The following is a 22,269-nucleotide window of genomic DNA, read 5'->3' as shown; positions in this document are numbered from 1 at the left end:
CACACCTGTAACTTGAAGATCGACGGGTATTGGGTAGATAAAATGGAACCGCCTATTGGCGGCCCCATTTTTAGCATTAAGACTGTTTGCTCATCGCTGCAACTTCAGCAGCAAAGTCAGTCTCAACTTTCTCAATGCCTTCGCCCACTTCGAAGCGGATGAAGTTTACAACGTCAGCTTTGTTCTCTTTCAACAGATCGCCAACAGTTTTGCTTGGGTCCATAACGAAGTTCTGACCAGTCAGAGAAACTTCGCCGGTGAACTTACGCATACGACCTTCAACCATCTTCTCAGCAATTTCACGTGGCTTGCCGGATTCGATAGCGATATCCAACTGGATTTGGTGCTCGCGAGCAACAACTTCAGCAGGAACATCTTCTGGCTTAACGTATTCAGGCTTGCTTGCAGCGATGTGCATAGCAATGTGCTTAACCAGCTCTTCATCAGCGCCAGTTGCCGCAACCATAACACCGATACGTGCGCCGTGCAGGTAAGTACCCAGAATATCGCCTTCCAGAGCAGCAATACGACGGATATTGATGTTCTCACCGATTTTAGCAACCAGGTTAGCGCGTTGTTCTTCAAACTTAGCTTTCAGAACGTCGATATCAGCGATTTTGTCAGCCAGAGCTGCGTTGATAACTTCTTCGCCGAATGCTTTGAAGCCAGCATCTTTAGCAACGAAGTCAGTTTCGCAGTTCAGTTCCAGAATCACACCGAATTTGCCGTCAGCTGAAACTTTAGCCAGGATGATACCTTCAGCAGCGATACGACCTGCTTTCTTAGCAGCTTTAGCCTGACCAGATTTACGCATATTGTCGATGGCAAGCTCGATGTCGCCGTTAGCTTCAACCAACGCCTTTTTACATTCCATCATGCCTGCAGCAGTACGCTCACGCAGTTCTTTTACCAAAGCAGCGGTAATAGCAACCATTTCAATTTCCTCGGTTCTCTTGTGAAAACAAGATCTCACATTAGATACGCAAAGGGGGCCTATAAAAGGCCCCCTAACCAACATATTTCAATACCTGGTTAATAAGGGCTCACACCGAGCCTGACTTATTATTCAGCTTCTACGAAGCTTTCTTCCGCTTGAACGGCCAGATCTTGAGAACGACCTTCATTGACGGCGGTAGCAACAGCGCTCAGGTACAGTTTAACTGCACGGATTGCGTCATCGTTACCTGGGATGATGAAGTCAACGCCATCTGGATCGGAGTTAGTATCAACGATAGAGAATACCGGGATACCCAGGTTGTTAGCTTCTTTGATAGCGATGTGTTCGTGATCAGCATCAACAACAAACAGTGCGTCTGGTAAGCCGCCCATGTCTTTGATACCGCCCAGGCTGTTTTCCAGCTTGTTCAGTTCACGAGTACGCATCAGCGCTTCTTTTTTGGTCAGCTTGTCAAAGGTGCCGTCTTGAGACTGGATTTCCAAATCTTTCAAACGTTTGATGGACTGACGAACAGTTTTCCAGTTAGTCAGCATCCCGCCCAACCAGCGATGGTTCACGAAGAACTGGTCGCAGTTGTTGGCAGCTTCTTTTACCGCTTCGCTTGCTGCGCGTTTAGTACCAACGAACAAGATCTTACCTTTACGGGAAGAGATCTTTTTCAATTCAGCCAGAGCTTCGTTGAACAGTGGTACAGTTTTTTCCAGGTTGATGATGTGAACTTTGTTACGTGCGCCGAAGATGAAAGGCTTCATTTTCGGGTTCCAGTAACGGGTCTGGTGACCGAAGTGAACACCGGCCTGGAGCATGTCGCGCATGGAAACAGTTGCCATGATTAAAACCTCTATAGTATCAGTTGGGGTTATGCCTCCACGTGTCCCATAACGCCGACCCCATAAGCGATTGATAATAATCAAAAACTTTAGGGCACCCCGGCGTATGTGTCGACACGTGTGTGTTATTTACACATATGAGTGCGATTGGTATTACTCAGCTAAACAACGCATTTGTCACGAGTACAGAGTACGGTTCGCCGGCGCGCTTTATACCATAAACAGCCACAACACACCAACTTTTGTTGCATTTAATGTCGTCACTGCAAACGAAAGTTTGGCAGCAAATTGCAGGGCTGGTACCATTGTGGACAGATTTTTTATTAATCGATATTTACCTGCTCATTTTCTGCATTTAATTAATAACGGCGGCTAGAGATTTACAGCCCCTACGGACACTTTTGCATGGCAATCTCAATCAAAACACCTGAAGATATTCAAAAAATGCGCGTTGCTGGCCGCTTGGCTGCTGAAGTGCTGGAAATCATTGAACCTCACGTAAAACCGGGAATTAGTACCGGTGAGCTTGATCGTATTTGTCACGACCATATCACTAACCACCAGCAGGCGATTTCTGCGTGTCTGGGCTATCACGGTTTTCCAAAGTCAGTCTGTATTTCAGTCAATGAAGTTATCTGCCACGGCATTCCAAGTGATGAGAAAGTGCTGAAAGATGGCGATATCGTCAATATTGACGTTACCGTGATTAAAGATGGCTTCCACGGCGATACCTCAAAAATGTTTATTGTCGGCAAGCCGACAATTTTGGGCGAACGTTTGTGCCGCGTGACGCAAGAAAGCCTGTATCTGGCGATCAAAATGGTCAAACCGGGTATCCGCCTGCGTACGCTGGGTAAAGCTATCCAGAAGTTTGTCGAAGCAGAGAACTTCTCCGTGGTGCGTGAATATTGCGGTCACGGTATTGGCGAAGGTTTCCATGAAGAACCTCAAGTTCTGCACTACGATGCTGATGACGGCGGTGTTGTTCTGCAAGCCGGTATGGCCTTCACGATTGAACCTATGGTTAATGCCGGTGATTACCGCATCCGCACCATGAAAGATGGCTGGACGGTAAAAACTAAAGATCGCAGCTTGTCGGCGCAGTATGAGCATACTATTGTGGTAACCGAGAGCGGCTGCGAAATAATGACGTTACGTAAGGATGACACCATCCCCAATGTCATAACGCACGAGTAATAATGACAAGCCGGCACCCGCCGGCTTTTTTATGGGCTGCATTTTCATCGGATTTTTATCTACAGGAAATATATGTCTGACAATCACACCGAGCACTCAGCATTACTGGCGGTAACGAAGGTCATTCCGGAGCAGCCCGCGCCACCAAATACCTATCTTGATAGCGAGCTTAATTGCCCAACACTCAAGCAACGGTTAGAGACTTTCCAGTCCTGGCTGGCTGATGCATTCAATGGCGGAATCAGTGCCGAGATACTCATTGCTGCACGCAGTGATTACATTGACCGCCTGCTACGGCGGTTATGGACACTCTATGGCTTTGATGATGTACCCGAGACTGCACTGGTTGCGGTCGGTGGCTATGGTCGGGGCGAGCTGCACCCATTATCCGATATTGATGTATTAATCCTAAGCAAGCAGCGCCTGAATGAAGAGCAGGCCCAGCGAGTCGGTCAGTTGATTACCCTACTATGGGATTTAAAGCTGGAAGTCGGCCACAGCGTACGAACGCTGGAAGAGTGTCTGTTAGAAGGACTGGCTGACCTCACCGTTGCCACCAATATGATTGAATCGCGCTTGATTTGCGGCGATGTTGCTCTGTTTCTACAGATGCAAAAGCATATTTTCAGCGACAGCTTCTGGCCATCTCCCCAGTTTTTCCATGCCAAAGTTGCCGAACAACAAGAGCGGCATAAGCGCTATCACGGTACTAGCTATAATCTGGAGCCGGATATCAAAAGCAGCCCCGGAGGGTTAAGAGATATTCATACCCTGCTATGGGTTGCCCGTCGCCATTTTGGTGCCACCTCCTTAAATGAAATGGTCGATTTCGGTTTTCTGACAAAAGCAGAGCGCAATGAACTTATTGAAAGCCAAAGTTTTTTATGGCGAATCCGTTTTGCACTGCATTTGGTATTAACACGCTATGATAATCGCCTATTGTTCGACCGTCAGTTGAGTGTTGCCCAGCTTTTACAGTATCAAGGCGAAGGCAATGAACCCGTCGAGCATATGATGAAAGATTTTTATCGAATGACTCGCCGAGTGAGTGAACTCAATAACATGCTGTTGCAGTTGTTTGATGAAGCCATATTGGCGTTAGATACCAACGAAAAACCACGACCATTAGATGACGAATTTCAATTACGTGGGGATTTAATAGATCTGCGTGATGAGAATCTCTTTGTCCAGCAGCCTGAAGCCATTATGCGCATGTTCTATTTGATGGTGCGCAATCAGGATATCAAAGGGATTTACTCCACCACCGTGCGCCGTTTACGCCATGCGCGTCGGCACCTGAAACAGCCGTTATGTAACATTCCTGAAGCCCGGAAGCTGTTTATGGCTATTTTACGTCATCCCGGTGCAGTCTCCCGCGCATTGCTGCCAATGCACCGCCACAGCGTTCTGTGGGCTTATATGCCGCAATGGGGCAGTATCGTCGGGCAGATGCAATTTGACCTGTTCCACGCTTATACCGTTGATGAGCACACCATTCGGGTTTTACTGAAACTAGAAAGTTTCGCTGATGAAACCACCCGGCCACTCCACCCCCTGTGCGTAGAGCTTTACCCGCGCTTGCCCCAGCCTGAATTATTGCTACTGGCCGCGCTATTCCACGATATTGCCAAAGGGCGTGGGGGTGACCACTCTATTCTCGGCGCGCACGATGTTTTAGAGTTTGCCGAACAGCACGGGCTGAACTCCCGCGAGGCGCAACTTGTGGCCTGGTTAGTACGCTGCCATCTATTGATGTCAGTAACAGCTCAACGTCGTGATATTCAAGATCCAGAGGTTATTCAACAATTCTCCGCTGAAGTGCAAAGCGAAACGCGCTTGCGTTATTTAGTCAGTTTGACGGTCGCCGATATTTGCGCCACCAATGAGAATCTGTGGAATAGCTGGAAACAAAGCTTATTGCGCGAACTTTATTTCGCCACCGAGAAACAGCTGCGCCGTGGGATGCAAAACAGCCCGGATCTCCGTGAGCGCGTGCGCCACCATCGGCTACAGGCATTGGCACTGTTGCGGATGGATAATATTGATGAAGAAGCATTGCATCGTATCTGGAGCCGTTGCCGGGCGGATTACTTCTTGCGCCATTCGCCGAATCAGTTGGCCTGGCATGCACGCCATTTGCTTGAGCACGACTCAACCAAGCCACTGGTATTAATTAGCCGTCAGGCAACCCGTGGGGGAACCGAGATATTCATCTGGAGCCCTGACCGCCCATCGTTATTTGCCGCCGTGGTCGGTGAATTGGATCGCCGCAACCTGAGTGTCCATGATGCACAGATTTTCACCAACCGTGATGGAATGGCGATGGATACTTTTATTGTGCTGGAGCCAGATGGCAGCCCACTGGCACAAGACAGGCACCCGATTATCAGGCATGCCTTGCAACAGGCCATGACTCGGACAAACTATCAGCATCCACGCGTCAGGCGGTTATCATCTAAATTGCGCCATTTCAGTGTGCCAACGGAAACCAACTTTTTACCCACTCATAATGAGCGCCGGACTTATCTGGAGTTAATCGCATTAGACCAGCCAGGCCTACTCGCTCGTGTCGGCGAGATTTTTGCCGATCTAGGGTTATCGCTACATAGTGCGCGTATCACCACCATTGGCGAGCGGGTAGAGGATTTATTTGTGTTAGCGGATAAAGATCGCCGCGCTTTGAGTATTGAAACTCGTCGTGAATTAGCACAACGGTTGACAGATACCCTCAATCCGAACGATAAACTGTGATACAAATAACTTTTTAACGATTAATTTTCTTACAATCGGCTACCCAAAGCCACTGGCGTTGCAGCTAACCGTGCTGCGGCTTCAAGTCCGATGGGTATAACATCAGGAAAGAGACCAGGATGCAGCAACTACAGAACGTTATTGAAACCGCTTTCGAGCGTCGTGCAGACATTACTCCGGCAAACGTAGACACCGTAACGCGCGAAGCGATTAACCATGTGATTGATCTGCTAGATACCGGTGCCTTGCGGGTCGCAGAAAAGATTGACGGTCAGTGGGTCACCCACCAGTGGCTAAAAAAGGCGGTGTTGCTGTCTTTCCGTATCAATGATAATCAAGTAATGGAAGGTGCAGAAACCCGTTACTACGATAAAGTGCCAATGAAATTTGCCGGTTATGATGAAGCGCGTTTTCAGCGTGAAGGCTTCCGAGTAGTACCTCCTGCGACCGTGCGTAAAGGTGCATTCATTGCCCGCAATACCGTATTGATGCCTTCTTATGTAAACATTGGGGCTTTTGTCGATGAAGGCACTATGGTCGACACATGGGCAACAGTGGGTTCCTGCGCACAGATTGGTAAAAATGTTCACCTGTCCGGCGGTGTAGGCATTGGTGGTGTATTAGAGCCACTGCAAGCTAACCCAACCATTATCGAAGATAACTGCTTTGTTGGCGCACGTTCGGAAGTGGTTGAAGGGGTCATCGTCGAAGAAGGCTCCGTTATCTCGATGGGTGTATTCATCGGCCAAAGTACCCGTATCTATGATCGCGAAACCGGTGAAATACATTATGGCCGTGTTCCTGCTGGCTCTGTTGTCGTTTCTGGCAACCTGCCATCAAAAGACGGTAGCTACAGCTTGTATTGCGCGGTTATCGTGAAAAAAGTTGATGCAAAGACCCGTGGTAAAGTCGGTATTAACGAGTTATTACGCACCATCGACTAAGATGGCACATAGCGGGCTAATCCCCCGCTATTTTTTTGTCTTGACCATTGTATATCCAAAGTAATTGCAGCTGCATCAAGCTTCAAATACATAAGATATCGCCTGCAATCACATATTTTGGCGAAATTTACCGTCATAATCATAAACTGTGGAATATAAAACCAAAAAGGTGGCGCTATGTATGACAATCTGAAAAGTTTAGGAATCACACAACCGGAAGATGTCGATCGTTATAGCCTGCGTCAGGAGGCCAATAACGACATTCTGAAAATTTACTTCCGCAAAGATAAAGGTGAGTTTTTTGCCAAGAGTGTGAAATTCAAATATCCACGTCAACGCAAAACTGTGGTGGCTGATAATGCCGGTCATGGTTATAAAGAGATCAACGAAATCAATCCTAATCTCCGTTATGTCATTGATGAACTTGATCAATTATGCAAGCGCGATCAGATTGAAGTTGATTTAAAACGTAAAATTCTGGATGACTTACGTCATTTAGAAAGCGTTGTCGCCAATAAGATTTCTGAAATTGAATCTGACCTGGAAAAGCTGACAAACGGCCGCTAAATCGGACGATGGATATTAAGCTTGGTTCGTATTGTAGTGTCACACTACGCCACAATACGAACTTATTTCAGCCATCAGACAAATATGTTGATCTCGATGTGCGATTTAACGATAAGCAGTGACGACAGCCGATATCTCGTTCATCGCCCGCACTGCATCGACTCTATTGGGTATCCCCATGGGTATACCGTAATCGGCGGTATAACGATCTGGCGTAGAGTAATAAAGACTGTCACTGTCCACCATAATCGTTGCTAGTAGTTCATAGCCATGATTATATGTCTCGCTTTCACCGCCATGTTTAATACCCATATTATGACCCATTTCATGGCGCATCACGTCAGCATCACAGTTTATTGAACCCGTCGCTACCATATTATAACCTCCGTGAGGGCCCACCCATGCTAATCCACAGCCATTCTCGGTGCCTACATAATAAATACCGTCGGCTTTTAAGAAGTCCCGCCATTCCTGCACTAATGGATCGTCTCGTAAGTCCTCAAGGGGATCGTCCAGATCGCGCCAGCCTGTTTTTGCCTCCACTTGTCGTAAGCCAACGACCCGAAAGCGAAAATTAGCACCTGAATTTTCCAGTGCTTCATTCGTCCGATAAAAGCCTTCCATCATAAAATCGCGCATTTCATCTTCACCCAAACGGGCTGCGGCTTTATCGCTGTAGAGTAATAACAAATCAATGGTCACAGTTTCTCTTTGCCAAAGTCCTTGTTCATCCACTTTAAAAGCGACCGTTTCACCATAAGAAATTTTATAGTTTGTCCCATCAGCAGAGACAGATATATCCCACTCAGCACCACAGTTAAGAATGACCCGACTTCCGGGTTCCTGCGCGGTAGGCAGCAATAATCTTGACTGATAATTGTCATTGGTTGCATTAATGATCGTTCGTGGGGTGTTTAATGCGGGCACAATACCCTCGGTTATATCTTGTGCCTGATAAAACGTATCTGGTGATTTTATAAGTTGCCACTCTCCTTTCTCAGCAATATAGAAAAAATCATATTGTTCACCATTATTTAATTTCATCGCTCCTGGCTGATTAATATTGGCAGCATCAATCAACGTTATGGTGTCAGCGGAAGATTTTATCTTTATTTTATCGCGATCACCGGCGTTCTTTGGCAGTCGTACTCTGCCGCACCAATTATTATTGGTAATAGCCAACACTGTAGTTTGTGCTGTTGGGAACGGTATTTCACTTTGAAAATCATCTACGGATATATTTCTTGTTGGTGCAGACTCTAGCACCCAACGATTTAACTTCCCCAAATACTTGAAAACGTACTGGTCACCCGCTTTTATCGTGGTAGTACTGCCATATAACAAGTGCTCATGAGATATTGTTGAATCTTTGATTGCAGTAGATCGAATAATAATAAGCGACTCATCATTGGCGCTAGAAGGGAGTGTAATTTCAGGTACCCAATCTTCACTCTCCATCACATAGCAGGTAATACCATCTGGATTATCAGGAATAACACTGCCGACACTGTTGGGTGTTATATGATTAATACCCGCCCCCATAATGTGCCATTGTTGTATATCTGAACGATATTCGAATAAATATTCACTACCTGCGCTAATTTTTAATGATGCAAATGGGAGTTGCAGGTAAGCATTAAAAGTCGCGGATGATTTGATAACAGCGCGACTCTTATCCAACGGTTGCAGTGGCAATATAATATCTTTAGTCCAGTTACCGTCTGAAAGCTCAAATACAATCTCATCATAGCCCGAAGGTAGCACCGCACTCCCCAATTGATTAGGTGTGGTCGACAGAGTATTAAGTATTATTGGTTTTTCTTTGCTGTGTTCCTGCTCATTATTAGCAACTTCCTGCACTTTATCACTATTGTCTATAAAGCTAATATGTACGGTAGGATCAGATATTTCATTATTTATATTATCTTGCGCTTGGATTAATACAGCATCAATCATCCAGCCACCACCATTGTGGCTAGAGTGATATCGATAAATAAGCGGTTCACCAGACTTAATCGTCTTGGCACTACCATACAATATATTGTTGCCTAATACTTGTGAGTCGGCACTGGCGGTAGAGTTAAAAATAATAACTGCCCCGTTCTCTGCCGTGGTTGGTAAAGTCACTTCGGCTACATAATTGCAGTTATCTATCGAATAATAAGTCAGGGGTTGCGGATTATCTGGAATAACATTATCGACACTGTTGGGTGTCAGATAATCAATACTCGTTATCTTAATATTCCACTCCTGAATATTAATATCATATTCAAGAACGTATTGATAACCAGCTTGAATATCCAAAGAATTCCATGAATCTGATGAATCTGATGATAGCTGTAACGTCGCATCCCTAGTTGCTGAAGAACGAATCACAACACTGTTTTTATCCGCAGGATGCTCGGGTAATATAATTTCATTAACCCAATTACCATCTGAAAGCTCAAATATAACTTCATTATAACGAGAAGGTAGTACTCCGCTGCCCAGTTGATTAGGTGTGGAAGAAAAAAAAGTATGATTCATTATGGTGTTGTATCCCTTGAATAAATAAATTAAATCACTGCATTGGCAGTTGCAGCAACTTTACACAAAGGAAATTTGTGAACTATTTAAACGCAGGTTAATTATGAGAAAAGAAGAAATATTAAAACTTACAAAGAAATAGCCTCAGTTTTGTTATGCAAATTAATCATCAAACCTGAGGCCAAAAAACTACGCGGGTTACTGAAGTAAACGCCCCCACTGCTCTACCCAAGGCGCTGAAACCACTTCTGGTTCTGGGTGCTCGATAGCATCAATTTCCAGTCTTTCGCCAATTCTTGTTGCGCCCTGCTCTTGCAACAATTCATCGAACTTACGCCCAGCGCCACAGAAATTATCATAACTGCTGTCACCCAACGCAATGACTGCATAACGCAACTCTGGCTGGAACCCGACATGATCGCGCACGGCGACAAATAGAGAGGCAATGCTGTCGGGGAAATCCCCCTGCCCGGTGGTCGACGTGACCACCAACACATAATGTTGACGATAATATTGCCAAGCTTCTAAGGTCCCTTCGTCAAACACTTTTACCTCATGCCCCTGCTCTTTCAGTATGTTCTCGGCTTCTTCTGCAACTAACAATGCATTACCGTAAACTGTGCCGACAAAAATCCCGACCTGAGCCATAAAAGATATTTCCTTTTAACTAGAAAAATTAGTCACTATCCTGACCCGCAGTGGCCGGAAACTCAACCCTTTCAAGATGAGGGACAATACCCTGCCAACCAAAATGCGACATCAACTGTTGCCAGGATTCATCCCAGCGCGCAGTCAAGATCAGTGGCTCGCCAGTCACTGGATGATTCAGTTGCAAATGGCTGGCATGAAGCATCAGGCGCGAGCAACCAAAATGCTGGGCAACTCCGCGATTCTGGCGCAGGTCACCATGGGCACTATCACCGATGATTGGGTGGCGAATATGTGCCATATGTCGGCGAAGTTGATGCTTACGCCCGGTTTCCGGCAGCAACTCTAATAAACTAAAGCGCGCGGTGTCATACCGCCCAATAGCCACTGGCACTTCTACTTTAGCCAAGGGCTGATAATGCGTGACTGAAGGCTGAGGCGCTTTATCTGGCCGGGAAAATTTATCGGCGATTTTGTCTAGCTCTTCCGTCATTTCATAATCAATAGTGTCACCAGCCAATACATACCCACGCACCACCGCATGATACGTTTTTTGGATTTGGTGTTGTTCAAATTGTAATGAAAGAGCACGAGCGACATCGCTAGACAGCGCCATCAACAATACACCTGATGTCGGGCGATCCAGCCGATGAACGGTATACACATGCTGACCAATCTGGTCGCGTACTGTTTGCATCACAAATACGGTTTCATTACTGTCCAGCCAACTGCGATGTACTAGCCAGCCAGCAGGTTTATTTACCGCCACTATATGTTCGTCTTGATAGAGTATTTCCAGCATCAGTGACTTTCTTTATTCAGTAGAAAATCGAGACGCTGTAACTCAACCAGCAGTGCAGTGCAATCCGGGCGATCCTCACCACTCAAGGCTTCTTCAAAATAGGGAGTAATCGCAAAACGTGTTGGAAGCGCGCCGTTCGATTCCAATAATGCATACATCCGAGGGATAAGCACCCATTGCAACCACTGTTCAGCATCCATGGTATCAATGCTAAAAGGTTCATTACTTTCGAAAGCTTCAGCTTGTGGTGGTACTGTTTGCCAGAGATCAATCTCCCGCATAGCAAGCTCAATATTCTGTAGGCTCTGACGCACCTGATTTTCTGTATTCATAATTATGCTCTCAACCAAAAAAACAACCATTCACCGGGCTGGTTCAATGGCGGCCAAGCATACCATTGAACCAAAGGATGCCCAAGTTCACACCCTAGTCTACCGATTAGGATTGAGCAAAATACAGATAAAAAAAGGGGTACTGTTTTACCAGTACCCCTCAATTCGTTTCATAGCAATCCAGCTAAAATTGATGCTCCCTGCTCAATCCTTGAAAACTTTTCCGTGTGGTTATCCTAACCAGCAATCCGTCGCGTTGTCCTACACCATCCCGGCGTCAATCCTAAGGTTATCCTAACCCACCAATCATCCTGAACTGGCTCTCAATCTCCATCCTGGAGGTGTCCTTGGTTTCATCCTGAAACATCCCTTCACTCATCCTAAGCAGTCCCTGTGTTCTTCATCCTGAAGTGGCACCATCCTGATACCGTCCTTCTCCACCAGATCCTATCCAGCGAATAAAGGATCGCTTAATCAGCAAAGAGAGACAAGGTACTGAAAGAATAATGAGGCAGGCTCTTTTATATATAAAAAAATGAATGTTTATAACAAAGTGATTTTATTGAAGATAAGTGTAATGCAAGAATTTTACATAAAAATAATAGAAGTGATGTCTCACAGCCGGTGTGCGAGATCTCTCACACCGACGGCACCTGAATAAACAATAACCGTTTATTTATTCAGGTAATACTGGACGTAATGCATCCAAAAAATGGGCCAGAGTTGATGCTAACAATGTCCGCTTTCCACTACCAAACTCTTCAAGCACTACATTACCACTGACGTTACAGAGTGAAGCCATGGTCATTTCGGATTCAGTGGTTGCTAAAAATAGTGTCGGCGAGAGTTTTAATCTTTTTTGCGTCACTAAATGACCAATCAGATTCTCCTGCAAACGAATGAAATCATCTTCACTCCAGACCTGTAGCAAGGTAAAACGATGCTCGCCTAAATCTGCTTTCATATCCCCAGCATATTGCCGGGTATAAAACTCATGAATATCTGGATGCAGTTGAATCTCCAGTGCACGCTCAATATTGGCAAGGGTGGCCTCAGCCACAAAAGGCTGAGGAGCCCAAAACACCTGAGAATCCTGAGTTTCCACAATGCAAGGAGAAGGAACGCCGTAGAGCTCTTCACTGGCAGGCAGGTGCCCAGTTTGCTGCTGCCACAAATCAATATAACGTTGAGTAAAGCTATTCAGTGCCGTTGAAACGTTCAGGTCCATGGTTATTCTCAGTATCGCCGCAGCTTACGTTGCATTAAAGGGGATATAACACCCACTCAGAAATGCAGTTAAACACGGCATTAATTGATAAACTATAGCTATTGTACCTATCTCTCATCATGGAAACAGCATGTCTTCATATCAAGACCATCATGCTCTGGCGGAACTAACGCTAGGTAAACCGACTGCATATCGCGACCACTATGATGTCAGCTTACTACAGGCTGTGCCTCGCAGCATGAACCGTGAACCTCTCGGTTTATATCCAGATAACCTCCCCTTCCATGGCGCAGATATCTGGACAATGTATGAGTTGTCTTGGCTCAACAGCAATGGACTCCCCCAAGTTGCGGTGGGTGAAATAAGCCTGAATGCGGGGAGTGTTAATCTGATTGAGTCAAAAAGCTTTAAGCTTTACCTCAACAGTTTTAACCAAACTGTTTTTGCTGACTGGGAAAAAGTACAAACCACTTTGCAACAGGATTTAGCCGCCTGCGCGCAAGGTGATGTCAGTGTCAGGCTATATCACTTAGACGAATTGACGCATCAGCCAATTGCCAATTTTTCGGGAGAATGCTTGGATCAGCAGGATATTCGTATCGATAGCTATGAATTCAAAGCTGATTACTTACAAGGCGCAGCCGGTAAAAACCGAGTAGAAGAAAGTTTGGTCAGTCACTTGCTCAAATCTAACTGCCTGATAACCCATCAACCGGATTGGGGGTCAGTGCAAATCAGCTATAGCGGCCCACAAATTAACCGGGAAGCACTACTGCGCTATCTGGTCTCTTTCCGCCACCATAATGAATTTCACGAGCAATGTGTTGAGCGTATTTTCAATGACATCATGCGTTTTTGTCAGCCAGAAACATTGTCGGTCTATGCTCGCTATACCCGACGCGGCGGACTGGATATCAATCCATGGCGCTCCAATACTGATTTTGTGCCGTCGACCGGCCGTTTAGCACGACAATAAATGCGGGCATGTGCGCAAGATTACAGCTCGAATACGTTAATATTGGTAAAAAGTGACTGGCAACGTTAAGGTTAATTACAGGATCTTCATGCTCTTTTTAGATGAAAAAGCCAGTAATGGACACTTAGAGGGCTCTCTGATATTCCACGGAAAAACAGCAAGCGACACTCTAATACATAAGTTCTACCACCCCCTCAGGGGTGTAAAGGAGTAACTTTGATTACACATATCAGCCCACTCGGCTCAATGGATCTGTTATCACAGCTCGAAGTGGATATGCTTAAACGTACAGCGAGTAGTGATCTATACCGTTTATTCCGTAATTGTTCCTTGGCTGTCCTCAATTCAGGTAGCCTGACGGATAACAGTAAAGAACTATTATCTCGCTATGAGACATTTGATATCAATGTGTTGCGCCGTGAACGTGGCGTAAAACTCGAGCTAGTTAATCCCCCAGAACATGCTTTTGTTGATGGTAAAATCATCCGCTCATTGCAGGCAAACCTGTTTGCTGTATTGCGCGATATTTTATTCGTGAATGGTCAAATTGTGAGTGCCGAGCACTCCCAGCACCGGCATACGGAAAGTTCCGGCCATTTAACCGACCAAGTCTTCTCCATTTTACGTAATGCCCGAGCCCTACATATCGATGAAGAACCTAATATGGTGGTTTGTTGGGGTGGCCATTCAATCAATGAAACCGAGTACTTATATGCCCGAAAAGTGGGCAGTCAACTCGGTTTACGCGAATTAAATATCTGTACCGGCTGTGGGCCGGGAGCGATGGAAGCCCCGATGAAAGGAGCCGCTGTAGGCCATGCCCAACAGCGCTACAAACAAGGCCGTTTTATCGGTATGACCGAACCTTCAATTATTGCCGCCGAGCCACCAAATCCACTGGTCAATGAGTTGGTTATCATGCCAGACATTGAAAAACGTCTGGAAGCCTTCGTCCGTATTGCACATGGGATCATTATTTTCCCAGGCGGCGTAGGGACAGCGGAAGAATTACTTTATCTGTTAGGGATTCTGATGAATCCGGATAACAGTGAGCAGGTATTACCGCTGATTCTGACCGGGCCAAAAGAGAGTGCCGATTACTTCAGGGTTGTCGATGAATTCATCATGAATACGCTGGGTGATGGAGCACGTAAATACTATCAGATTATCATTGATGATCCGGCTGAAGTCGCGCGTCAGATGAAGAAAGCGATGCCATTGGTAAAAGAGAATCGTCGTAATACTGGCGATGCTTATAGCTTTAACTGGTCTATTCGTATCGAGCCTGATTTGCAGCATCCTTTTGAGCCGACACACGAGAATATGGCCAATCTGGACTTGTCCCATAATCAGCCACCCGAAAAACTGGCCGCAGCATTACGTCGTGCTTTTTCTGGCATTGTGGCAGGTAACGTCAAAGAAGTTGGCATCCATGCGATTGAAGCCCATGGGCCATTCAAATTGCACGGTGACCCGCTGCTGATGAAGCAAATGGACCAACTGTTGCAAGGCTTTATTGCTCAACATCGCATGAAGCTGCCGGGTAGTGCTTATACACCTTGCTATGAAATCTGTAGTTAGGGATAGATGCATAGCTAAAGCATAGAGATGTAGCTAAAGAATAACTAAACTTCACCGGGTAGCGCCAAGCCTTCTGGCTGGCGTTGCTCGACATCACTCTGGCTTAATGATGATGCCACCTTCAAATAAGACAGATCATGCAAATTCACCTTCTTATTGTTGATGCCCTTAACCTGATTCGCCGCGTTCACGCGGTGCAGGGTTCACCTTGCATTAATGCTTGTAAGCATGGGTTACAACAACTTATTTCACATAGCCAACCCACTCATGCCGTTGCAGTTTTTGATGAGGACGACCGCTCTGATAGTTGGCGTCATCAATGTCTTCCCGATTACAAAGCGGGTCGTTCACCGATGCCAGATAATCTACAACAGGAAATGCCCCTTATCCGTGAGGCATTTATTTCATTGGGGGTTAATTGTTGGCATTCACCGGGCAATGAAGCCGATGACCTGGCTGCAACGCTGACTGCAAAAGTCAGCAGTGCTGGGCATCAGGTGACTATCATTTCAACCGACAAAGGTTACTGCCAGCTGTTAGCGCCGAATGTACAGATTCGAGATTACTTTCAAAAACGTTGGTTGGATATGCCATTCGTAAAGCAAGAATTTGGTGTATTACCGCATCAGTTGCCGGATTATTGGGGGCTGGCCGGGATCAGCAGCAGTAAAATCCCTGGTGTGGCCGGCATTGGCGCAAAAACTGCGGCGTTGTTACTGCAACAAGCCAATAGTCTGGAAGAACTTTATCAAGGGATAGATGCTGTGCCGGAGAAGTGGCGTAAGAAATTGCAGGAACATCGGGAGATGGCTTTTATTTGCAAACAAATCGCGACACTTAAAACTGATTTGCCCTTAACTGGCAATTTACAGCAGCTACGTTTGAATAAATAAGAACCACATAAAACGAAGGAGCCAATTGGCCCCTTCCTTAAACATAACCCCATAGCCAAAGTTATTGGCGGCGTTACAGATAGGCAGCAAACGAATTCATCCCGATGAGCTTACACAGGTAAGTGATTCGGGTGAGTGTGCATAGCTCCACCCTGCGCCCTCAGGTACGGAGGGTACAGGCTAATAACGCTCATCTCGGCGGCCAGGCATACCAGACCAGATACGCCGTACATGTACCGTAACTTCTTCACGGTCATGATAGAGCTGCTTAGCCTGAATATGGGCATTAATACCCTGTTCTTTCAGTTGTTCATCTATCATTTCTAGATTCTCAGAAACGACTTCAAACCGCTTTTTCATCGGCAGTTTCAGGTTGAAGATGGCCTCACGGCACCAACCATTTACCAGCCACTTAATGATAAGTTGGGTCACCTTAGCGGGTTTCTCCACCATATCGCACACTAACCAGTAAATGTTGCTACGGGTTGGTTCATATTTAAAACCATCAACACGGTGGTGCGTGACTTGCCCGGTATCCATCAAGCTTTGCGCCATCAAACCATTATCAATGGCCTGAACCATCATGCTGCGTTGCACTAATTGATATGTCCAACCACCGGGGCAAGCACCTAAATCAACAGCATGCATACCACTGGCCAGGCGTTCTTCCCATTCATCTGCAGGAATAAACACATGGAAAGCCTCCTCCAGTTTTAAGGTTGAACGGCTTGGTGCATCTGATGGGAATTTGAGGCGTGGAATACCCATATAGAATGGTGAGTTATTGTTGCTATAAGAATAACCAACATAACAGCAGCCAGAAGCGATAAAGAACACATGCACAACTGGACGATGAGCGTTCTCACGAACAGACAGAATTTTTTGCTCACGCATCGCACTACGCAGCGGTACCGTCAGCTTACGGCAAAACTTAAGTAGCTCTTTGCTTTCATTGGTATCAGCAACTTCAACACGAAGCTCACCGGCTTTTTCAATAACACCAACTAACATACCAACAATCGGCGACACACGGTCTTCAGGCGGTAAATCTTTCAATAACTCACCCACCACCATCATCTGGCGGGCAAAGATCAATTCGCGGAAGGGGACTTCGCGAATCAAACGATCAGCATCTTCCAACTGATAGCATTCAAACAGCACATAACCGCTGTTTTCTTTTACCCGCGCAAAGCCAAAAATTTCAAGCTGTGCCGCCTTGGCGGTAATTTCTGCCGCACACTCTTTCTCAAAGCCTGAGCGACAATATAAAGCAATTTTATTATTCATGGCGTTCTGCCCTTTTTCTTAGACGCAGCGCGCCAACCAACATCAAAATCCATCCCGCCAGAAAACATACTCCGCCCACTGGCGTGATATATACCCACAGCTTCAGGTGTGATAGAGCCAGGCAGTATAAACTGCCGCTAAAGAGTAGCGTTCCGAGCGCTAACAAGGCTCCACTCCAGTAAAACCAAATACTTATCTGCCGTTGCATAGCAACAGCTAATGCCAGGATCGCCAACGTATGGAAACCCTGATACTCCAGCCCGGTGCGAATCCAAGCCATCTCATTCGGCCCCAAAGAGGCATTCAATACATGAGCACCAAAGGCGCCGAAAGCAACATAGAAAAAACCGCTCAGGGCGGCAAAAATCAGCATTAAACGACTATTCATCGTCATTAACCTTAAGTTGGTTCAGAGTTATCGTTAAATTACCTAGTGATAATTAAAAATTAGTTGTCGTAGCGAAAACGTAACTTTTCCTGCTCGCTGGCGGCTCTTGCCAATATCCACTGACGAAAGGCGGCTATTTTACCCAGTTCTGCCTGACTGTCATGACAAACCAGATAAAAAGCATTTTTGCTCACCAATACATCATTAAATGGGCACACTAATCGCCCTGCTTCAATTTCAGACTGCGCCATCACGTTATTCACCAATGCAATACCTTGGCCATGAACAGCGGCCTGCACCACCATGGCACTGTGGCTGAATATCGGCCCTTGTTGCACATTAATCTGCGGCACCCCCAATTGACGGGTATATGCCAGCCAATCTCGGCGGGAAGTATCATGCAACAAGGTATGATAAGCCAGATCTGACGGCACTTTTAATCCATGTTCGCCCATTAATAAACTCGGCGCACACACCGGGAGCAGGAATTCGGCATACAGACGCTCAGTGCGTAAACCGGTCCAATTTCCCCGACCATAAAATATGGCTACATCAACATCATCAGCGAGTTTGTCCTCCTCTCGATCAACCGCCTGGATCCTGACATCAATGCCGGGATAAGCCGCATTAAATCCAGAAAGACGGGGGACCAACCATTGGATAGCAAAACTAGGAGGGAGACTGACGGTCAGAGCCCCTTTCGCACTACGGGCCTGTAATTTGCGCGTGGCTTCATTGATGGAGGTAAATATCTCTTTGATATCGAGATAATAACTCTGGCCTTCTTCGGTCAGGAGTAAAGAGCGGTTGCGGCGTCGGAACAGTTTTAGCCCAAGAAAATCCTCCAGTGACTTTATCTGGTGGCTAACCGCAGCTTGGGTCACAAATAATTCATCAGCAGCTTTAGTAAAGCTCAGGTGGCGTGCGGCCGCATCGAAAACCCGCAAAGCATTCAGTGGTGGCAATCGTTTTGACATGAATTGGATACTTTTTTATAACGGCTCACCGTGAGATGAAACCCTTTGTTTACTTATTAGTTTTTATAATCCGAGACATTATAAATTGTCCGTTGAGGATGTGCCAGTAAATACCTATAGTGGCGGCACTTCCCAAGCCGGAACGAAAAGTAGGTTTAGTATCCAGGTACTGAAATGCTTTTGGCTTTGTGGTTGTGATGTTGTGTTTGCAAATGGTCTGGTGTACCAGACATAGTAGCTAAGCTACTGTTTTTTTTCACTTCCTGTACATTTACCCTGTCTGTCCATAGTGATTTTATGCAGCACCGCTATTTTTGCGGTGCTTTTTTTTACCCTAATTTCAGAGCTTACTTATTTTTCAAAAACCTAAATTTAAGCGCCCGCTTTGCATTGCACAGAGCAAAAGCTTAAATTTAAGTAGTACTAAGGCTATCAATTAATTACCTTCAGCCATTTCTTTCACTTCTGAACGGTTAATTTGCTGTTCGGTACCGTTAGCATCGGTATAGCTTATCATCCCGGTTTCATCATCTACTTTAGGTTTACCATCAGCAACGATAGTGCGACCATCATTGGTGTGCATAACATAGTTGCTTGAACAGGCTGCTAAAGTAAAAGTGAGCATAAGTGCAGAAATTACGGCAGCTGTCTTTTTCATGGGTGACTCCTTGCAGATTAAAATGCTGAAAAATTCGTTTCCATTACCAGACAAATGGTTATGTCCGTTACTATTCAGCATAACTCGCTCAGGACATATTGCCAGCGCTCAGGGCCATTAGTAGGCTAATTATGGGCAAAATGAGACAGTTCCGAAGCAAATCAAAGGATACGAACAACAGTATGAAGGCTTTTAATCCAACGGATTTTCGCCAGGAATTCCCGGCAATCAATGATGAAATAATCTATCTGGACAGTGCAGCAACGGCGCTGAAACCGTGCGCCATGATTGAAGCTACCCAGTTGTTTTATCAACAAGATTCCGCGACGGTACACCGAAGCCAGCATCAATCAGCACTCTCCCTAACTGTCCGTTTTGAAGAAACCCGCCAACAGGTGGCTGACTTTATCAATGCGCCGGAAGCAGAGAATATCATTTGGACACGAGGCACTACCGAGGCCATTAATCTGGTGGCGCAAAGTTATGCCCGCCCTCGCCTACAGGCTGGGGATGAAATTATTGTCAGTGAAGCAGAGCATCATGCGAATTTAATACCCTGGCTTATGGTTGCCGAACAGACGGGTGCCAGAATAATTAAGTTACCTATCGGTCTTGATAATCTGCCCGATTTACAGCTATTGCCGCAATTACTCAACAGTAAAACTCGCCTATTAGCGCTAGGGCAGATGTCTAATGTGACTGGCGGTAGCCCACAATTGGCTCAGGCAATTGAACTCGCCCATCAATATGATTGTGTGGTTATGGTCGATGGAGCCCAGGGCGTTGTTCATAATCCGGCTGATGTTCAAGCTCTTGATATTGATTTTTATGCTTTTTCTGCCCATAAATTATATGGTCCAACCGGCATTGGTGCTCTGTATGGCAAATCTGAATTATTGAGAGAGATGTCTGCATGGCAAGGTGGCGGCAAAATGCTCACACAGGCTTCATTTGGCGGTTTTACCCCCCATGAAGTCCCTTATCGTTTTGAAGCGGGTACCCCTAACATTGCTGGCGTGATTGGTTTATCCGCAGTACTCAGTTGGCTTGAACATATTGATCTGGAAGAAGCTGAAGCTTATAGCCAAAATCTGGCGACGCTGGCCGAGAATAAGCTGGCTGAATTGCCGGGTTTTCGCAGCTTCCGTTGCCAACAATCAAGCTTACTGGCCTTCACGTTTGATGGTGTTCATCACAGTGACCTGGTGACGTTACTGGCAGAACAAGGCATCGCGCTCCGGGCTGGGCAACACTGCGCCCAGCCATTAATGGCTGCACTGGGAGTGAGTGGTAGTTTGCGTGCATCATTTGCTCCTTACAATAACGAGCACGATGTTGAAGTACTGTGTTCTGCAATAACTAAAGCTCTGGCGTTACTACAAGACTAAGTTTTAATAATATCAACCAGACCTAGATTGAGAAGATGATGATTGCCCCACACCCATTTGGTCACGACATTACTGCTGCTAATTTACTGGAAACATTCAGCCCCCATAAACAGTGGGAAGATCGTTATCGCCAGTTAATTTTACTGGCCAAACAGCTCCCACCATTGCCCGAGTCATTAAAACAGCATGAATGGGAGCTAACGGGTTGTGAAAATAGAGTGTGGCTTGGGCATGAGCATCTGCCGGATGGCAGTTTGCATTTCTACGGTGACAGTGAAGGCCGGATTGTTCGTGGACTATTAGCGGTTATTTTGACTGCCGTTGAAGGTAAAACTCCACAGCAAATACTTGCTGAAGATCCCTTAGCACTGTTTGACCAATTAGGGCTGCGCCAGCAATTAAGCACTTCGCGCGCCAGTGGTTTGCAGGCATTAGCGCAAGGTGTGCAAGCCATTGCCGCCCAATACCTTTATTAATTGAAGTTACAAGCTTGCTAGCTGCGCACATGCCCTGAGTTACTATTTCGCCTGACGGGCAGCTTTTGCCATCATTTTTTTCAATGCATGTGATACCGCGACAAACCCAAAGGTGGCGGTGACCATGGTTGCCGAGCCGAAGCCTGAAGTGCAATCCATCTTTTTCGGTCCCTCAGCTGTGCTGCGAGACGCACACACCGAACCATCACTTTGTGGGTAAACTAATGGTTCACTGGAAAAAACACAGTCGATCCCCAGTTTACCTTTGCTGTTTTTCACCACATTAAAGTCACTTTTCAGTCTTTCACGCAACTTTGCCGCCAGCGGATCTTGAATAGTTTTCGCCAGATCCACCACTTCAATGCGAGTTGGGTCGATTTGCCCACCAGCACCGCCAGTCGTCACCACCGGGATTTTATAGCGGCGACAATAAGACAATAGCGCGGCTTTTGGCCGTACACTGTCAATGGCATCAATAACATAGCTAAAGTTGTTGTCTAATAGCTCAGCAACATTATCCGCCGTAATAAAATCGTCAATACAGGTTACTCGGCATTCTGGATTAATCGCTCGAATTCGCTCTGCCATGACTTCGGTTTTAGCCTGCCCGACATTGCTCCGTAAGGCATGGATTTGCCGATTGGTATTAGTCACGCAAACATCATCCATATCAATTAATGTAATTGCGCCAATACCGGTACGCGCCAGTGCCTCTGCTGCCCATGAACCCACACCACCAATACCGATGACACAGACATGTGCCTGTGAAAAAAGCATCAGTGCCTGCTGCCCATATAAGCGTGCAATGCCACCAAATCGCTGTTGGTAAGCTTCGGAATAGGCTGTGCTCATAAACTCGTTA

At 46.1% G+C, this 22,269-nt stretch carries 21 protein-coding genes; 9 read left to right on the top strand and 12 right to left on the bottom strand.

The features are described 5' to 3' along the window. Positions 1-76: 76 nt before the first annotated feature. Both tsf and rpsB read right to left on the bottom strand, forming a co-directional pair. A complete protein-coding gene (tsf, locus tag DJ58_RS12450) occupies positions 77-934 on the bottom strand; it encodes a translation elongation factor Ts (RefSeq protein WP_004706702.1) in 858 nt (285 codons plus the stop codon). A gap of 128 nt (positions 935-1,062) precedes the next feature. Beyond that, positions 1,063-1,788 carry a 30S ribosomal protein S2 gene (gene rpsB, locus DJ58_RS12455; RefSeq protein ID WP_004706703.1) on the bottom strand — a complete coding sequence of 242 codons (726 nt, stop codon included), beginning with the start codon at positions 1,786-1,788 and terminating at the stop codon, positions 1,063-1,065. Between the two features lie 405 nt (positions 1,789-2,193). Between rpsB and map the strand changes: the two genes are divergently transcribed. From map to DJ58_RS12475, 4 genes are all read left to right on the top strand, one after another. Beyond that, positions 2,194-2,985 (top strand): type I methionyl aminopeptidase, encoded by a 792-nt coding sequence (gene map / locus DJ58_RS12460; protein ID WP_004706705.1) that lies wholly within the window; start codon positions 2,194-2,196, stop codon positions 2,983-2,985. A 72-nt stretch (positions 2,986-3,057) separates the two neighbouring features. After that, positions 3,058-5,736, top strand: a complete 2,679-nt coding sequence (glnD, locus tag DJ58_RS12465; RefSeq protein WP_004706706.1) for a bifunctional uridylyltransferase/uridylyl-removing protein GlnD — start codon at positions 3,058-3,060, stop codon at positions 5,734-5,736. Between the two features lie 119 nt (positions 5,737-5,855). Beyond that, positions 5,856-6,680, top strand: coding sequence for a 2,3,4,5-tetrahydropyridine-2,6-dicarboxylate N-succinyltransferase (gene dapD / locus DJ58_RS12470; protein ID WP_004391708.1), 825 nt, complete (start codon positions 5,856-5,858; stop codon positions 6,678-6,680). 177 nt (positions 6,681-6,857) lie between these two features. Beyond that, the gene (locus DJ58_RS12475; RefSeq protein ID WP_004706707.1) at positions 6,858-7,247 is read left to right on the top strand and encodes a DUF3461 family protein; all 390 of its coding nucleotides are present in this window, start codon (positions 6,858-6,860) and stop codon (positions 7,245-7,247) included. A 105-nt stretch (positions 7,248-7,352) separates the two neighbouring features. Here the strand turns inward: DJ58_RS12475 and DJ58_RS12480 are convergent, their stop codons facing one another. The 5 genes from DJ58_RS12480 to syd all read right to left on the bottom strand — a co-directional run bounded on the left by DJ58_RS12480 (position 7,353) and on the right by syd (position 12,783). Further along, positions 7,353-9,773: a M12 family metallo-peptidase gene (locus DJ58_RS12480; protein WP_004706708.1), complete on the bottom strand. Its 2,421-nt coding sequence runs from the start codon at positions 9,771-9,773 to the stop codon at positions 7,353-7,355. 198 nt (positions 9,774-9,971) lie between these two features. Then, positions 9,972-10,421 (bottom strand): flavodoxin, encoded by a 450-nt coding sequence (locus tag DJ58_RS12485; protein WP_004706709.1) that lies wholly within the window; start codon positions 10,419-10,421, stop codon positions 9,972-9,974. A 28-nt stretch (positions 10,422-10,449) separates the two neighbouring features. Next, positions 10,450-11,223: a tRNA pseudouridine(65) synthase TruC gene (truC, locus tag DJ58_RS12490; RefSeq protein WP_004706710.1), complete on the bottom strand. Its 774-nt coding sequence runs from the start codon at positions 11,221-11,223 to the stop codon at positions 10,450-10,452. After that, the gene (locus tag DJ58_RS12495) at positions 11,223-11,555 is read right to left on the bottom strand and encodes a YqcC family protein (RefSeq protein ID WP_032910332.1); all 333 of its coding nucleotides are present in this window, start codon (positions 11,553-11,555) and stop codon (positions 11,223-11,225) included. Before DJ58_RS12495 ends, truC begins: the two co-directional genes overlap by 1 nt. Positions 11,556-12,231: 676 nt before the next feature. Beyond that, positions 12,232-12,783: a SecY-interacting protein gene (gene syd / locus DJ58_RS12500; RefSeq protein ID WP_004706711.1), complete on the bottom strand. Its 552-nt coding sequence runs from the start codon at positions 12,781-12,783 to the stop codon at positions 12,232-12,234. Positions 12,784-12,913: 130 nt separating this feature from the next. Here syd and queF point away from each other — a divergent pair, with 130 nt between their 5' ends. From queF to xni, 3 genes are all read left to right on the top strand, one after another. Next, positions 12,914-13,759 (top strand): NADPH-dependent 7-cyano-7-deazaguanine reductase QueF, encoded by an 846-nt coding sequence (gene queF / locus DJ58_RS12505; RefSeq protein ID WP_004706712.1) that lies wholly within the window; start codon positions 12,914-12,916, stop codon positions 13,757-13,759. Positions 13,760-13,975: 216 nt separating this feature from the next. Continuing rightward, positions 13,976-15,340 (top strand): nucleotide 5'-monophosphate nucleosidase PpnN, encoded by a 1,365-nt coding sequence (gene ppnN, locus DJ58_RS12510; protein ID WP_032910244.1) that lies wholly within the window; start codon positions 13,976-13,978, stop codon positions 15,338-15,340. Positions 15,341-15,477: 137 nt separating this feature from the next. Further along, a complete protein-coding gene (gene xni, locus DJ58_RS12515; RefSeq protein ID WP_032910245.1) occupies positions 15,478-16,233 on the top strand; it encodes a flap endonuclease Xni in 756 nt (251 codons plus the stop codon). Positions 16,234-16,413: 180 nt separating this feature from the next. Here the strand turns inward: xni and rlmM are convergent, their stop codons facing one another. The 4 genes from rlmM to DJ58_RS12535 all read right to left on the bottom strand — a co-directional run bounded on the left by rlmM (position 16,414) and on the right by DJ58_RS12535 (position 19,543). Next, positions 16,414-17,520, bottom strand: coding sequence for a 23S rRNA (cytidine(2498)-2'-O)-methyltransferase RlmM (rlmM, locus tag DJ58_RS12520; RefSeq protein ID WP_004706716.1), 1,107 nt, complete (start codon positions 17,518-17,520; stop codon positions 16,414-16,416). Further along, entirely contained in the window at positions 17,513-17,908 is a 396-nt protein-coding gene (locus DJ58_RS12525; protein ID WP_072088263.1) for a DUF423 domain-containing protein, read from the bottom strand. The genes rlmM and DJ58_RS12525 overlap by 8 nt, the downstream gene beginning before the upstream one ends. A 59-nt stretch (positions 17,909-17,967) precedes the next feature. After that, the gene (locus tag DJ58_RS12530) at positions 17,968-18,885 is read right to left on the bottom strand and encodes a transcriptional regulator GcvA (RefSeq protein ID WP_004706717.1); all 918 of its coding nucleotides are present in this window, start codon (positions 18,883-18,885) and stop codon (positions 17,968-17,970) included. A 436-nt stretch (positions 18,886-19,321) separates the two neighbouring features. Then, a complete protein-coding gene (locus DJ58_RS12535) occupies positions 19,322-19,543 on the bottom strand; it encodes a YgdI/YgdR family lipoprotein (RefSeq protein WP_032910246.1) in 222 nt (73 codons plus the stop codon). 182 nt (positions 19,544-19,725) lie between these two features. Between DJ58_RS12535 and csdA the strand changes: the two genes are divergently transcribed. Together csdA and csdE are read left to right on the top strand one after the other, a co-directional pair. Further along, the gene (csdA, locus tag DJ58_RS12540) at positions 19,726-20,931 is read left to right on the top strand and encodes a cysteine desulfurase CsdA (RefSeq protein ID WP_004706719.1); all 1,206 of its coding nucleotides are present in this window, start codon (positions 19,726-19,728) and stop codon (positions 20,929-20,931) included. A gap of 35 nt (positions 20,932-20,966) precedes the next feature. Further along, on the top strand, positions 20,967-21,407 hold the full coding sequence (csdE, locus tag DJ58_RS12545) for a cysteine desulfurase sulfur acceptor subunit CsdE (protein ID WP_004706720.1): 441 nt from the start codon (positions 20,967-20,969) through the stop codon (positions 21,405-21,407). 42 nt (positions 21,408-21,449) lie between these two features. Here the strand turns inward: csdE and tcdA are convergent, their stop codons facing one another. Next, on the bottom strand, positions 21,450-22,259 hold the full coding sequence (gene tcdA / locus DJ58_RS12550) for a tRNA cyclic N6-threonylcarbamoyladenosine(37) synthase TcdA (protein ID WP_032910334.1): 810 nt from the start codon (positions 22,257-22,259) through the stop codon (positions 21,450-21,452). Positions 22,260-22,269 lie beyond the last annotated feature (10 nt).

Origin of the sequence: Yersinia frederiksenii ATCC 33641, from assembly GCF_000754805.1 — a bacterium.
In the GTDB taxonomy this organism is placed as follows: domain Bacteria; phylum Pseudomonadota; class Gammaproteobacteria; order Enterobacterales; family Enterobacteriaceae; genus Yersinia; species Yersinia frederiksenii.
This window is presented reverse-complemented; position numbering and strand designations above follow the sequence as displayed.

Bases quoted from the DNA above. Each gene is read 5' to 3' on its own strand.
- DJ58_RS12535 (WP_032910246.1), bottom strand. From the start codon at position 19,543: ATGAAAAAGACAGCTGCCGTAATTTCTGCACTTATGCTCACTTTTACT.
- csdA (WP_004706719.1), top strand. From the start codon at position 19,726: ATGAAGGCTTTTAATCCAACGGATTTTCGCCAGGAATTCCCGGCAATC.
- csdE (WP_004706720.1), top strand. From the start codon at position 20,967: ATGATGATTGCCCCACACCCATTTGGTCACGACATTACTGCTGCTAAT.
- tcdA (WP_032910334.1), bottom strand. From the start codon at position 22,259: ATGAGCACAGCCTATTCCGAAGCTTACCAACAGCGATTTGGTGGCATT.
- rlmM (WP_004706716.1), bottom strand. From the start codon at position 17,520: ATGAATAATAAAATTGCTTTATATTGTCGCTCAGGCTTTGAGAAAGAG.
- DJ58_RS12485 (WP_004706709.1), bottom strand. From the start codon at position 10,421: ATGGCTCAGGTCGGGATTTTTGTCGGCACAGTTTACGGTAATGCATTG.
- truC (WP_004706710.1), bottom strand. From the start codon at position 11,223: ATGCTGGAAATACTCTATCAAGACGAACATATAGTGGCGGTAAATAAA.
- DJ58_RS12530 (WP_004706717.1), bottom strand. From the start codon at position 18,885: ATGTCAAAACGATTGCCACCACTGAATGCTTTGCGGGTTTTCGATGCG.
- rpsB (WP_004706703.1), bottom strand. From the start codon at position 1,788: ATGGCAACTGTTTCCATGCGCGACATGCTCCAGGCCGGTGTTCACTTC.
- dapD (WP_004391708.1), top strand. From the start codon at position 5,856: ATGCAGCAACTACAGAACGTTATTGAAACCGCTTTCGAGCGTCGTGCA.
- map (WP_004706705.1), top strand. From the start codon at position 2,194: ATGGCAATCTCAATCAAAACACCTGAAGATATTCAAAAAATGCGCGTT.
- queF (WP_004706712.1), top strand. From the start codon at position 12,914: ATGTCTTCATATCAAGACCATCATGCTCTGGCGGAACTAACGCTAGGT.
- tsf (WP_004706702.1), bottom strand. From the start codon at position 934: ATGGTTGCTATTACCGCTGCTTTGGTAAAAGAACTGCGTGAGCGTACT.
- DJ58_RS12525 (WP_072088263.1), bottom strand. From the start codon at position 17,908: ATGAATAGTCGTTTAATGCTGATTTTTGCCGCCCTGAGCGGTTTTTTC.
- xni (WP_032910245.1), top strand. From the start codon at position 15,478: ATGCAAATTCACCTTCTTATTGTTGATGCCCTTAACCTGATTCGCCGC.
- glnD (WP_004706706.1), top strand. From the start codon at position 3,058: ATGTCTGACAATCACACCGAGCACTCAGCATTACTGGCGGTAACGAAG.
- DJ58_RS12480 (WP_004706708.1), bottom strand. From the start codon at position 9,773: ATGAATCATACTTTTTTTTCTTCCACACCTAATCAACTGGGCAGCGGA.
- DJ58_RS12475 (WP_004706707.1), top strand. From the start codon at position 6,858: ATGTATGACAATCTGAAAAGTTTAGGAATCACACAACCGGAAGATGTC.
- syd (WP_004706711.1), bottom strand. From the start codon at position 12,783: ATGGACCTGAACGTTTCAACGGCACTGAATAGCTTTACTCAACGTTAT.
- DJ58_RS12495 (WP_032910332.1), bottom strand. From the start codon at position 11,555: ATGAATACAGAAAATCAGGTGCGTCAGAGCCTACAGAATATTGAGCTT.